The organism is Pandoraea capi (assembly GCF_902459735.1).
Taxonomy (GTDB): Bacteria; Pseudomonadota; Gammaproteobacteria; order Burkholderiales; family Burkholderiaceae; genus Pandoraea; species Pandoraea capi.
The window spans coordinates 84171-96380 of record NZ_CABPRV010000014.1 but is presented as its reverse complement, the minus strand read 5'-3'; the positions used below and the strand labels follow the sequence as shown (position 1 = coordinate 96380).

Sequence of the window (12210 nt, the reverse complement as noted above, 5' to 3'; positions counted from 1 at the left end):
CAAGGTACGTGCCGGGCGGAAGATCGGGCGACCGGACGACCGGGGCTCAGGTCGTTCTGATACGAGGCAGACACGTTGGTTCCGGGAAATAACCAACGCGTGGGAACGCGCACGCCGGGGGGGCAAAACGCTAGCCGACGTGCGCCTGGAGTGGCACAGACCGCTCAAAAGATTTTCAATCGATGAAAAGCATGTGAGTGCCCGTGCAAGACCGTCGACGCGATCAGTTCAGCCGTTGCCAGATCGAGATCGGCACATCGCCATTGGGACGCGGCACCACGCGATAGCTCAACTCATTGCCCTTGAGCTCGAAGTTGCGCTTCTGTTGCTCGCCCTCCCAATTCGGAAAAGAAGCGTTCTGAATGTGAAACGTCAGCGTGCCCTTCGCCTGATCGACGCTGATGGTGCCGATGTGCGTACTCGATCCCATCACGGCCGCCTTGTATTCCTCGGGCGTTCCCGTGGCTTTGTCTCCAGAGGCGAACCGAGGGCGCTCCGCCTTGAAAATCTGCAACGAGTAATGGCCCTGCGCATCGATCAGCAGAAATCCCTTGGGCGCGGCGCCGTAATCCCGACCGCGCGAACCGTCAGGATGCTGAACGTCGGCCGCGACCAGCGTCCACGTTCCCACGAACGAAGGATCGATGGCAGCGGCGTCTGCGCGCGGCGCGGCCGCCATCAACGTGCACGCCGATATCACGGCGACGAACATGCTGCGCTTGAAAATCGTCTGGCTACTCATACCGAAAATTTCTCCATGAACGCGTTCCATGACAGGTCGAAATGGCACGCAAAGAATGGCCTGATCGGTAGAGGCGGAGGTACGTGACGAGCGCCACCGAATCCATGACCCGCACCCATGATAGCCAGACGAACTGTGCAATGAATGCGATAATTCGGCATCGATCATTCGGAAAAACTGAACGATGCCGTTACCTAATCTCGATATGGACGCGCTCCGCACGTTTGTCGCAACCCAGCAGCTCGGCAGCCTGAATCGCGCCGCCGAGCGGATCGGCCGCTCGCAATCTGCGGTCAGTCAGCAGATGCGCAAGCTGGAGGAACAGGTCGGCCATCCGCTATTTCGCCGACAGGGGCGCGGGCTCGCGCTGACGGACGCTGGCGACATGATCCTTTCCTACGCGCACCGCATTCTCGATCTCAACGACGAAGCTGTGCTGGCCGTGCGCGGCGCGTCCATCGAGGGCGTCGTCCGCTTCGGCCTGCCGGGCGATTTTGCCGAAACGTGGCTCCCGGCAGCGCTCGGACGGTTCAAGAAAACGCATCCGGTGGTGCGCGTGGAAGTTGCCGTCGAGCGAAACGGCGTACTGCTCGAGCGACTGGATCGCGGCGAACTCGATCTCGTGCTCGTCATGGGCAACGAACACCGCCCCGATGCCGAACCGCTGGCGACACTGCCGATGACGTGGATCGGCCCCGCTGACACCGACACGCTCGTCCGCCCCGGCCACGCGTTGGACCTGGCCCTGTACAACCCGCCCTGTTTCTTCCGACGCGCCGGCATCGAAGCGCTCGATAACGCCAACATTTCGTGGCGACTGGCCTACACGACGGCCAGTCTGCAAAGCCTGTGGTCAGGCGTTGCCGCAGGTCTGGGCATCACCTTGCGAACCGGAGCGGGCATTCCCTCGTCGCTCAGACGGCTCGGTGCGCAGGAAGGCCTTCCCCCGCTACCGTCCGTGAAGCTGTGCCTGCACGGACGGCATCAGGACACCTCGCCCGCGCTGGCGCAACTCAAGCGGGTTGTGACGGAGTGTGCAAGCGAGCACCTGCTGTCGTGAATCCGGCGAGGCGCCCTGCCCATCAACCGGCACACGGTGTGGTGGCACATCAGTGTGTGATGGCCCCGGGGCAAAGCGATGCAAATGAGTGCGCCTTTCGGTCGGGGGCTGTTAATGGCTACCAAAAAAGTCCATTATTTCGAAATTGACTGAACCATTGACTGAACCAAATAGGAAGTGCATCGATGCGCCGAGCCGAACAGATAGAACTGGCACTGGCGCCGCGGGAAGATGGCGTCCCGTTGCAGCGATGGCTGTACGACGAACTACGCGCCGCAATCCTGACCGGCCGATTATTGCCAGGGGCACGCCTGCCGTCGTCGCGCGATCTTGCATCGCGTCTTGCTTTATCGCGTGGAACGGTGCTGGGGGTGTTTTCGCAACTTGCCGCAGAAGGCTATCTTGCGGGCACCGTCGGACGCGGCAGCTTCGTCGCGCCCGAACTGCCAGACCGGCGCATCAACAGCAATACACGGCCGTCGAGTCCCCGGAGCAACACGCGGGCACACGTCGACGGCCATCAAAACGGTGATGTCGAGGACACGTCGGCGCACACCATCCCGCTATCGTCCCGGGGCCGCCTGCTCTCGCGAAGCGCCTTTCAGATCACCGGTCGCGCGGATGCCGCTCGAGCCTTTCGCGCCAGCCAGCCCGATCTCGATGCATTTCCGTTCGCGCTATGGGCACGGCTCGCGGCCAAGCGTTCGCGGCGCACTCGACGCGATCTGCTCTGCGACGGCGAAGCACAGGGATATCGACCGCTACGAGAATCGATTGCCGGCTACGTGGGGATATCGCGGGGCATCGCATGCACGGCAGATAACGTGGTGGTGCTGGGTAGCGTGCAGCAGGCGATCGACCTGAGCGCGCGCCTGTTGCTCGATCCGGGCGACGCTGCGTGGATCGAGGACCCCGGCTATCCCGGTGCCCGCCTCGTACTTGAAGCGGCAGGTGCGCGCGTAGTCGGCGTACCTGTCGACATGGGCGGCATGGATATCGAGTGGGCGCGGCAGCATGCACCCGACGCGCGACTCGTCTACGTCACAGCAGGACGGCAGGCGCCGCTCGGACCACCGCTCGCGCTGGAACGGCGACTGTCGCTGCTCGAATGGGCTCGAGATCGGGACGCCATCGTCATCGAAGACGACTACGACAGCGAATATCGCTTCGAAGGCAACCCGCTCGCCGCCCTGAAAAGCCTCGATCACTACGGCCATGTGATCTACTGCGGGACATTCAGCAAATTGCTGTTTCCGGGGTTACGCATCGCATACGCCATCGTGCCGGACCGGTTGCTCGATTCATTCGTCGCAGCCTTGTCGCTGACGGCACGGCATGTCCCGCTCGACCCGCAATCCGTCCTCCATGAATTCATCGCCGAAGGTCATTTCGGACGCCACATTCGACGTATGCGATTGTTGTACGGCGAGCGCGCCGAAGCGTTGAGCAGCGCCGTCAACCGGCATTTGGCAGGCGCGCTGCATGTACCTCGGATCGTAGCGGGCCTCGATGCGCCGGCGTTCCTTGCCCCCGGTTCCGACGACACCGATGTGGCACGCCGCGCCGAATGCGCAGGCATAGAAACGCGGCCACTGTCGCGCTACGCGATCGAGCGGCAAGCGCCGCCCGGGTTGGTGCTGGGGTTTGCCGCCATCGACAGCGATGCCGTGGCATCCGGCGTGATCGCGCTTGCGCGCGTGCTCTGCCGCTAGGGAGATGCATCACCCGATACGCATCTAAATGGCTCTCAAAAGAAGCGGTAAATGGATCTTCTAAGCAGACCATTACGCTTCTATTCTGCGGTGCATCTCCCCCTCAGAGTTCGCCATGTCGACTATTGGATTTCCCCTGCGGTCCGCGCACGCCACGACGCGGTTTCGTCCCCTTTGGATAGTGCCGCCCGTCGCCGCCATGCTTTATCCGCTCCCGCTGATCGCCTTTCACCGCTTCATCGGCATGACGGAAGGCCCGCAGGCGCAGGGTGCCGTCTTGCCGTGGCTCGGCGCGACGGTTTCGTTGCTATTAGCCTTCGCCGTGCCCCTGATCGCGTTGATCAGCGCACTGTGGCTCGCCGCGATTCCCAACCCCACGCGTGCAGAGCTTTACGCACGGCGCACGGCATTTCTCGCGGTGGCGGCGCCGCCACTTTTCACGTTCACGGGCGTCGTGCTTTACATGGTGGGCAAACCCAGCCTGGACATCTGGCTGCTGGGCGTGATGTGGGCGGGACTCACCGTGCTGATTGCCACGAGCGACCGGACCGCACCGGTCATCGTGCCGAGCGCGAAATACAGCGCCGGGACACGAGTCGCTCACGGTATCGCCGCGGCATTGATACTCGTGACGTTCATGATCGGCCACATCGCCAACCATTTCGTCGGTCTGGTGGGCGCCGAGGCGCATGGCGTCGTGATGCACGTACTGCGTCACATTTACCGGGCGACGCTGGTCGAACCGTTGTTGCTCGCGGCGTTTGCCTTTCAAATCATGAGCGGCGCCGTCATGTCCTGGCGCTTCACGACGCGACCGACCGACCGCTTTCGCGCCTTCCAGATCGCTTCGGGTATCTATCTGATGTTCTTCATCATCAGTCACACCAACGCCGTTCTGGTGCTGGCGCGGGGCGTCGAGCACATTGATCCGGGCTGGGGGTTCGCCATCGGCGCACCGACCGGCCTCATCCACGACCCCTGGAACATTCGCCTATTGCCGCTCTACAGCATTGCCGTGTTCTTTTTGCTCTCGCATCTCGGGTCGGCCACGCGTGGCGTCATGCTCGCTCACCGGCAGCGCAAGGAAAGTGGCGATATGGTGATGGTCGTCGGCACGGTACTCGCCGCATGCGCCGCCACGGTCATCACACTGGCCATGTGCGGCCTGCGTGTGCACTTCGGCTGAAGCGAAACACGACGCCAGCAAATGTCGGCGGCACCGACGCGTGAACGTGTGTGCCGCCGGGTGCCCCACCGGTCAGACGGATGGGGCATGCCTCATGGCTTATCGGCTTGCGTTCGCTGCGTCGGACGCGGCCGCGAGCCATTCGCGGGCTTTTTCCCGGCGACGGCGCGCCAATCGAGCTTCGCCTTCGTCGCGGCGCTGCGGGTCGCCGACCAGATACGCGTGAATGTCGGCCACCGGGCGAATGAGGCCACGAGCGCCCCATTGACCTTCAGGGATTTCCGTCGGGAAAACCCAGACGCGCGGCGCAACGTCATCGAACGTCGTGTTCTCCGCCCGGGCGAAGGCTTCGGTGATTTCGTGGACGAGGCGTGCCCGCGACGCATCGGTGTACTGGCCCTCGGGCACACTCGGAATCACACGGTATCGCGGCAGCGCCGACAATTCGCCCGCACAATACACGGCTGCCGGACGGTGCAGATTCAGGACGGTAACGCCGCGGGCCACGGGGTCCTGCGGATCGTAACCTTCGGCGCGAATCAGAATTTCGGTCAGATCGTGGATGAGCCGCTTTTCGGCCTCGGGTGTCAGGGCATCCTGCGGAATGAGTGCATCGATCATTGGCATGGGGTAACGCTCCTTTTGCGGTGAAATCGGTCACCATTCTCGCGACACGGGTACACAAACGTAAGCGGCACAATGGCCTTCATAAGTGGGAAATCGGACACGATGACGACAACGATCCGGATCTGGGTGTACGACGGCATTCTGGCGTCCGGTGTCGCCGGGCCGATCGACGTCTTTCATGCCGCCAATCGCATCAGTGCGCGGGATAAAGGACACGACCGGCACAATCCGGCGCTGCCGTTCGCATGGCGCGTGGAGTCGCCTGACGGGCAACCTGTCAGGGCTGCCGCGGGCCAGACGATTGCCGTCGATGGGAAAATCGAGCCTGACGGGCGCGCGGATGCCATCCTGCTTACCGCGCCCTATCTTGCCGATATGGACGAGTTCATCGCCCGTCACGCAACCATGGCCGCGCTAACTGACGCGCTGCGGAGGCACCATCGCGCGGGCGCGATACTGGCCGCTTACTGCACAGCGAATTTTCTGCTGGCGGAAGCAGGATTGCTGGACGATCGGACAGTCGACCTGCGACGTGAGCAGGCAGCGGAATTCGCGCGTCGCTATCCTCGCTATTCTCGCCATCCGACCGTCGAGTTACGCGCACAGGAAATCGTGATGTCTCACGACGGGATTATGTCGAGCGCAGCCGTCACGTCGTACCTCAACCTCGCCGTGCGACTCGTCGGGGCACTCGCCAACGACACGCTCGCGAGTGCGACGGCAAAGGCCCTGTCCATCGACATGCATCGCACCTCGCGTGCGTCAACGTCATACGCATCACTATTACGCGAGCACGGCCATCCCGACCCGCTCGTCGCCCGTGCGCAAAAGCGCATGGAAACCAATCTCCGGCATCGTTTCCGACTGAGCGAACTGGCGGCATCGCTTGCTGTGAGCGAACGCACGTTGAACCGACGCTTCAAGCACGCTACCGGACAAGCGCCACTGGAATATCTTCAGAATCTGCGCATCGAATTCGCCAGGCGCATGCTTGAATCGAGACCGGTTGCCCTTGGCGAACTGAGTCAAAGCGTGGGCTATGAAGACGTCGGGACGTTTCGCGATCTGTTCAGGCGAAAGACGGGGTTGTCCCCCCGCGAGTACCAAATCAAATGTCAATCACGCGGCATCCGTCGCACCACCTCGACCTGAATCTGAACGGAGCGCAGCAAAGGAGGAGTGTTGTGTGCGGCGTCGATCATGAGCAGGCTACCAGGCATCGGCTTCGCTATGCCGAGGTATCCATCGTCTGCATCACGGTACGCAACGCGGCATGAGCACTGTCGAGTGGCCGCCGGTCGTCGTCGGCAAGCGCCAGTGCAGCCGCCATCCAGGGATGGGCGTAGACCACGACATCCGCCCCCGCATCGAAGGCATCGTTCGCAGCCGCAGCAACGAGCGCGTAGCATTCACGGGCATCGTCGGCACTGCCACTACTAAAAAGTGTCCAGGCACGCTCGACGAGGACGACATCGATCGACGTGGTCTTGTCGCTTGCGTATCGCTCGAAGAGCTTTCGGTTCGGCTCGATCGTGGATTCGACAGCGCACAACACCGTGATCTTTCCGCCGATGCGATTCGCCTCGACGGCCAACGCAACGTCGGCTCTCACGATCGGAACCGGTGGGTGCTCGATGCTATCGGCGGCTGCGCCAAGCGTTGCACACGTCAGAATGACCGCGTCGGCTTGCTCCGCCAGGGCCAGAAGACGGTGACACGCTTCCTCTTTTACGTCTGCCGGCATCGTGCCTGCGCGCTGCACCGCCTCGCGCAGGTAAGGCCGAAGTTCATGATGAAGATTTTCCTCTGAAAAACCGAGGCTCCTGGCCGTGTCGTCGAACAGGCGCTCGTTGCTCCCGATCGTGTGTAAAAAAGATATGCGCATTGCCTGCTCCTTCCTTGTCAGTCCGTCTGGCGCCTCGCGAGCGATGTCAGAAGCCCCGATAGCGGTATTTGCGTTGGAAAGATTGTTCAGGGTTGGCTATCGCCTAGCAAGGCAACGTCTTTTACCGGTATGTTTTATACCCCCCGAATTCCGGGACGCCGCCCGGCATTACCCCCGCACTACTTAGCGGAAACACGCTGTCGAACGACCGATGCGAGCAAGTCGACGAATTCGGCGCCGACCTCTGTCAGATGGCTGCGCTCGAAGAGCCGTAATTCAATTGCGGGCAGCTTGGGCAAACCACCGGCCCTGAGTGCCTGAATACCGCGCGGCACGCGGTGCGCCGTTCGCACCGATACCCCTTGCCCGAAACGCAGGGCAGCCCACACCCCGGGCAGGCTCGGCGTGGTCAGCGCGAGCCGCCATGCGCGTTGCTTGCCGTCGAGCGCGCGCATCGCCGCCTGACGGAACAGGCACGGATGATCGAACAGCACGAGCGGTACCGGTTGGCTGGCATCCGGCCATCCGCGCAACCGATGACTCGCGTACCAATACAGCGGCAACGTGGCGAGCAACGTGCCAGTGCGCGACTGCCCTGGCTCTGCGAACGCGATGGCCATATCGAGCTTGCCCACACGCACCTCTTCTTCGAGTGCGTAATTCCGGCCCGCCCGCACGTCGACATGTACGTCCGGACGAACCCGCGCGAACCGGGCCACGGCAATCGGCAGAATGTCTTCGCAGAAATCCTGGGGAAGCCCGATGCGAATCGATACGGTGGAGGCGCTTGCCCCCAGCGCCACCGCCGCTTCGTCGTGCAGCTCGATGATGCGGCGACCGTAATTCAGCAGCGTGTCGCCCGCTTCCGTGAGGACCAGCCGACGCCCCTGCCGCTCGAACAGCACCTGACCGGCCTGCTCCTCCAGACGCTTGAGCTGCATGCTCACGGCGGATTGGGACCGTCCAAATTGCACGGCCGCACGCGCGAAGCTGCCGAGATCGATCCCGGCCACCATCGTGCGCAATGCATCGACGTCAAATCGTGTCGTCATGAATTCATCCGTTTTTGTGAAGTATCACTTAAGATATTTTCGATATTAATAAGTATAGGATTCGAATATAGTCGACCGCAAAGTTTCCAGCCAATGAACCTGCGCACCGACAAAGGATGCAACCATGACCGACATGGCACCGATTGGATTTATCGGCCTCGGCACGATGGGCGAGCCGATGGCATTGAATCTTCGCCGTTCAGGCGCCCCGCTCGTCGTGTGGAACCGATCGCCTGAGAAGTGCGAGCGTCTGGCCGCCGCAGGCGCAGAGGTCGCGCCGGATGCGAACGCCGTGTTCGCCCGATGCACGACCGTCATGTTGATGCTCATGGACGGCAACGCCATCGACGCCGTGCTCGCACGCAACACACCGGCATTTGCCGCGCGCGTCCAGGGACACACCGTCGTGAACCTGTCGACGGTGGAACCGGAGTATTCGCAGGCGTTGGCCGACGACATCCGCGCTGTCGGCGGACGCTTCGTCGAAGCGCCCGTGTCGGGCTCGCGCATTCCGGCGGAAAAAGGCGAGCTTGTCGCCATGCTGTCGGGCGCGCCTGAAGACGTCGAAGCCATCAGCGGCCGGCTGGCCCCCATGTGCCGCCAGCACTTCACCTGCGGGCCGGTGCCCGGCGCCTTGCGCATGAAGCTGGCGGTCAATACGTTCCTGATTACGATGGTCACCGGTCTGGCCGAAGCGGCACGCTTCGCCGACGGACACGGACTGGACATGCGCCGCTTCGCCGAGATCCTTGATGCCGGTCCGATGTGCAGCGCCGTGTCGCGCGTCAAGATCGGCAAGTTGCGAGACAACGATCTGGCAAAACAGGCGAGCATCACCGACGTGTTGAAGAACAGCGATCTGGTGATGAATGCCGCCGGTCTGGCGGGCATCACCATGCCGCTCATGCAGGTCTGCCGTGACCTGTACGCGCAAACCGAGTCGATGGGCTTCGGCGAGCAGGACATGGTGGCTGTCGTCAAAGCCATCGAACGCGCGTCGCACACCGCTTGACGCAATACCGGAACGCATCCGACGAGATCAAGGCAATCCCATGATCGCGCGGTGCTGACGGGCGAGGACGCAAAAGGAGCGGAGGAGGAGACACCGTGCGAATTATCGACGTCAGGGAACTGACGATTCCGATATCCCGCTACGCCGACAGCACCATCGCGTCTGGCGGGTTGACGACCAGTCTGGTGGCGGTGACCACCGATGTCATGCGATCCGGTACGCCGGTCGTCGGTTACGGTTTCGCTTCCGTCGGACGCTTCGGCCAAGGGGGCCTGATCCGCGAGCGCTTCGCACCGCGCCTCATTGCGGCCGACACGCTGTCCGACGAGGCCGGCAACGAGTTGGACCCGCTGCGCGCGTGGTCGGTCATGATGCAGGGAGAAAAGCCGGGCGGGCATGGCGAGCGCTGCGTTGCCGTCGGCACGCTCGACATGGCGATCTGGGACGCGGCGGCCAAGATCGCCGACCAGCCGCTGTATCGGTACGTGTCGGAACGTCTGTCCCCGGCAGGTCTGTCCACGGCACTTCTGTCCCAATACGCACTGCCCCCGCGCGTTTCGGTCTATGCCGGTGGCGGATACCGCTATCCCAAAGACGATCTCCGCCGTCTGTCCGACGAGATTCGCTATTTCACCGACCTCGGTTTCACCCGCGCCAAGATCAAGGTGGGCACCGATCTCGATCAGGATCTGGCGCGCATCGATACCGCCGCCTCAAGGCTCGCAGGCCCATCGCATCTGGCCGTGGACGCGATGAACACCTACGACCTCGCCAACGCACTGCGTGCCGCACGCGCGTTCGCACCGCTTGGGTTAGCGTGGTTCGAGGACATCTGCGATCCGCTGGATTTCGAAACGCTGTCGCGCGTGGCGTCGATCTACAGGCATCCGATCGCCGCCGGTGAGGCGCTGTTCTCGCGCGCCGAGGCGCGGTTACTCGATCTGCATGGAGGCTTGCGGCGAACGCAGGACATCCTCCTGTTCGATCCCACGCATTGCTACGGGCTGACGCATTACTACGAGATGGTGATCGACATGATCGGGCGTGGCTGGCCTCGCACGGCCTTCTGGCCGCACGGGGGACACCTGTTCGGGCTGCATGTCGTGGCGGCTCTGCATCTCGGTGGGGCGGAACTTAATCCATCGGCCTTCGCGCCATTTCAGGCAATGCCTCACGAACTGAGCATCGAAGACGGCATGATCGATTTGCCGCAGGCCCCCGGCATCGGCTTCGAATTACAGGACGATACCCGCCGGGCGTTCCGGCAGTTGCTGGACTGACAGACGGGGATATGTCGTGAAGTGGGAAGCGACGCCCGCACATGCCTGTATCGCCGTCGGGTGCCTATTGGCGAACGTGCAACAACGCGTACGCTTCGTGCACGACGTCCATCACGCCGAAGCTCATGACAAGTCCCGCGTCGTCGAGCGCATCCAGATCCCACCATCGCGCTTCGAGTGCGTCGTCGCCGGCCACGGGTTCGCCTGCGACCCAATGGCAGAGTACGGCGATCAGCACGAAGTGATGGCGCAAAACGCCGCCCTCGCCCTTATCAAGCACATCGACCGCCGTGAACGTCTTCACCGCGTCGGCGGTGACCGACGTCTCTTCGAATATCTCGCGCGTCGCGGCTGCCATGATCGACTCGCCCCGGTCGATCTTGCCGCCGGGGAAGCCCCAATATCCGGCGTCCGGTTCGTTACGGCGCCTGACCAGCAGCACTCGCCCGTCTTTGAAAACCACACCGATCGTTGCCGCAACGGGGCCCACGTGTTGTGGTTTCGATGCTGCCGTGTCGATTGCCGACGTCATTACCCGCCTCTCTGAACAAAAAATGGGCCGACCACAACGATCATCGCGATCATCGCGATCACTGCGATCAAAGGTCACCGTACTGACGTCAAAGCTTACGCGCTCATGCCCGCACGGACAACACAACAGATCAACCCACGAGCCCTTGCGCGGCCAGTACAGGCGCACTCTCGGCCGCAATCCACTCGCGAAACGCTGCAATCGCGGGTTCGTCCGCCCGCTCGCGCCGATAGATCACGTAGTAGTCGCCTGCGCTGGCTACCCGTGCAGGCGAAGCGACGACCAGATCGCCGGACGCTAGCTGATCTTCGACCACGACGTCGGGCACGAGCGCCACGCCACGACCGTCGAGCGCCGCGCGCACCGACATGAAGAAGTGGCCGAAATGCAGATCGCGCGCCCCGGGCCGGTAGGCCACGCCCTGCGTGCCGAACCAGTCTTCCCAGGCATGCGCACGGGAATCGGTGTGGATGAGCGGCAGACGCTGTAGTGCGGGCGGATCGAGCATCGTCAGTTTGCCCAGCAACGCAGGTCGGCACACGGGGACCAACACGTCGGCGAAGAGCCGGTCGTTGCTGACGCCCTTCCACTCCACCGTCATGACCAGATCGACACGCGGCGCGCCTTTGCGACGACGTTGCGCCGGCGGTTTCCCCACGCGAATTGCAATGTCGATGCCGTCGCGCTCGAACGACACCGGGGCAATCGACGTATGCAGCCGAACCTCGACGTTTTGATGCAGTTGCGTGAACTTCGCGAGCCGTGGCATCAGCCAGGTCGAAGCCAACGTGGGCAGGATACTGACGACCAGACTGCGCTTGACGTCGCGCGGCGCCAGCTCACGCGAAGCCACCTCGATCGCGTTGAACGACTTCTCCACCGTGCGAAAGAGTCGTTGCCCGGCCTCCGTCAGTTCGATTTCACGCGTGAGCCGGTTGAACAGTCTTACGCCGTAATGGGCTTCCAGATTCTTGATATGCCGGCTCACGGCGCTTTGCGTCACGCAAAGCTCGTCGGCGGCCACCGTGAAGCTCAGATGCCGTGCGGCGCATTCGAAGGCACGCAACGACAGCAGATTGGGCAGATCTCGTCTCACGATGTCGAAGTATCAGGTCGTGTCAT

The 12210-nt window shown here is 62.7% G+C and carries 12 protein-coding genes; 7 read left to right on the top strand and 5 right to left on the bottom strand.

Annotation, left to right across the window (positions count from 1 at the left end; genetic code table 11):
- Positions 1 to 223: 223 nt before the first annotated feature.
- Positions 224 to 742: a lipocalin-like domain-containing protein gene (locus tag PCA20602_RS23195; protein WP_150723207.1), complete on the bottom strand. Its 519-nt coding sequence runs from the start codon at positions 740 to 742 to the stop codon at positions 224 to 226.
- A gap of 184 nt (positions 743 to 926) precedes the next feature.
- Here PCA20602_RS23195 and PCA20602_RS23190 point away from each other — a divergent pair, with 184 nt between their 5' ends.
- The 3 genes from PCA20602_RS23190 to PCA20602_RS23180 all read left to right on the top strand — a co-directional run bounded on the left by PCA20602_RS23190 (position 927) and on the right by PCA20602_RS23180 (position 4700).
- Complete coding sequence (locus PCA20602_RS23190; RefSeq protein ID WP_150723206.1) at positions 927 to 1802, top strand: LysR substrate-binding domain-containing protein; 876 nt, start codon at positions 927 to 929, stop codon at positions 1800 to 1802.
- Between the two features lie 185 nt (positions 1803 to 1987).
- On the top strand, positions 1988 to 3514 hold the full coding sequence (gene pdxR / locus PCA20602_RS23185) for a MocR-like pyridoxine biosynthesis transcription factor PdxR (protein ID WP_150723205.1): 1527 nt from the start codon (positions 1988 to 1990) through the stop codon (positions 3512 to 3514).
- Positions 3515 to 3713: 199 nt separating this feature from the next.
- Positions 3714 to 4700 carry a hypothetical protein gene (locus PCA20602_RS23180; protein WP_150723204.1) on the top strand — a complete coding sequence of 329 codons (987 nt, stop codon included), beginning with the start codon at positions 3714 to 3716 and terminating at the stop codon, positions 4698 to 4700.
- 99 nt (positions 4701 to 4799) lie between these two features.
- Here the strand turns inward: PCA20602_RS23180 and PCA20602_RS23175 are convergent, their stop codons facing one another.
- Positions 4800 to 5327 (bottom strand): tautomerase family protein, encoded by a 528-nt coding sequence (locus tag PCA20602_RS23175; protein ID WP_150723203.1) that lies wholly within the window; start codon positions 5325 to 5327, stop codon positions 4800 to 4802.
- A gap of 102 nt (positions 5328 to 5429) precedes the next feature.
- Here PCA20602_RS23175 and PCA20602_RS23170 point away from each other — a divergent pair, with 102 nt between their 5' ends.
- Positions 5430 to 6479, top strand: a complete 1050-nt coding sequence (locus PCA20602_RS23170) for a GlxA family transcriptional regulator (protein WP_150723202.1) — start codon at positions 5430 to 5432, stop codon at positions 6477 to 6479.
- Between the two features lie 121 nt (positions 6480 to 6600).
- Positions 6601 to 7137, top strand: a complete 537-nt coding sequence (locus tag PCA20602_RS25760; protein ID WP_174981502.1) for a hypothetical protein — start codon at positions 6601 to 6603, stop codon at positions 7135 to 7137.
- A 254-nt stretch (positions 7138 to 7391) separates the two neighbouring features.
- On the opposite strand, the gene PCA20602_RS23160 is transcribed toward PCA20602_RS25760, so the two are convergent.
- The gene (locus PCA20602_RS23160; protein ID WP_150723200.1) at positions 7392 to 8264 is read right to left on the bottom strand and encodes a LysR family transcriptional regulator; all 873 of its coding nucleotides are present in this window, start codon (positions 8262 to 8264) and stop codon (positions 7392 to 7394) included.
- Positions 8265 to 8388: 124 nt separating this feature from the next.
- Here PCA20602_RS23160 and PCA20602_RS23155 point away from each other — a divergent pair, with 124 nt between their 5' ends.
- Together PCA20602_RS23155 and PCA20602_RS23150 are read left to right on the top strand one after the other, a co-directional pair.
- Positions 8389 to 9276 carry an NAD(P)-dependent oxidoreductase gene (locus PCA20602_RS23155; protein ID WP_150723199.1) on the top strand — a complete coding sequence of 296 codons (888 nt, stop codon included), beginning with the start codon at positions 8389 to 8391 and terminating at the stop codon, positions 9274 to 9276.
- 95 nt (positions 9277 to 9371) lie between these two features.
- Positions 9372 to 10556: an enolase C-terminal domain-like protein gene (locus PCA20602_RS23150; protein ID WP_150723198.1), complete on the top strand. Its 1185-nt coding sequence runs from the start codon at positions 9372 to 9374 to the stop codon at positions 10554 to 10556.
- A 64-nt stretch (positions 10557 to 10620) separates the two neighbouring features.
- On the opposite strand, the gene PCA20602_RS23145 is transcribed toward PCA20602_RS23150, so the two are convergent.
- Positions 10621 to 11088 (bottom strand): NUDIX hydrolase, encoded by a 468-nt coding sequence (locus tag PCA20602_RS23145; RefSeq protein ID WP_150723197.1) that lies wholly within the window; start codon positions 11086 to 11088, stop codon positions 10621 to 10623.
- Positions 11089 to 11218: 130 nt separating this feature from the next.
- Positions 11219 to 12184 (bottom strand): LysR substrate-binding domain-containing protein, encoded by a 966-nt coding sequence (locus PCA20602_RS23140; RefSeq protein WP_150723196.1) that lies wholly within the window; start codon positions 12182 to 12184, stop codon positions 11219 to 11221.
- Positions 12185 to 12210 lie beyond the last annotated feature (26 nt).

Coding starts and splice junctions, on each gene's coding strand:
- PCA20602_RS23155 (WP_150723199.1), top strand. CDS start 8,389: ATGACCGACATGGCACCGATTGGATTTATCGGCCTCGGCACGATGGGC.
- PCA20602_RS23175 (WP_150723203.1), bottom strand. CDS start 5,327: ATGCCAATGATCGATGCACTCATTCCGCAGGATGCCCTGACACCCGAG.
- PCA20602_RS23170 (WP_150723202.1), top strand. CDS start 5,430: ATGACGACAACGATCCGGATCTGGGTGTACGACGGCATTCTGGCGTCC.
- PCA20602_RS23145 (WP_150723197.1), bottom strand. CDS start 11,088: ATGACGTCGGCAATCGACACGGCAGCATCGAAACCACAACACGTGGGC.
- pdxR (WP_150723205.1), top strand. CDS start 1,988: ATGCGCCGAGCCGAACAGATAGAACTGGCACTGGCGCCGCGGGAAGAT.
- PCA20602_RS23190 (WP_150723206.1), top strand. CDS start 927: ATGCCGTTACCTAATCTCGATATGGACGCGCTCCGCACGTTTGTCGCA.
- PCA20602_RS23180 (WP_150723204.1), top strand. CDS start 3,714: ATGCTTTATCCGCTCCCGCTGATCGCCTTTCACCGCTTCATCGGCATG.
- PCA20602_RS23195 (WP_150723207.1), bottom strand. CDS start 742: ATGAGTAGCCAGACGATTTTCAAGCGCAGCATGTTCGTCGCCGTGATA.
- PCA20602_RS25760 (WP_174981502.1), top strand. CDS start 6,601: ATGAGCACTGTCGAGTGGCCGCCGGTCGTCGTCGGCAAGCGCCAGTGC.
- PCA20602_RS23160 (WP_150723200.1), bottom strand. CDS start 8,264: ATGACGACACGATTTGACGTCGATGCATTGCGCACGATGGTGGCCGGG.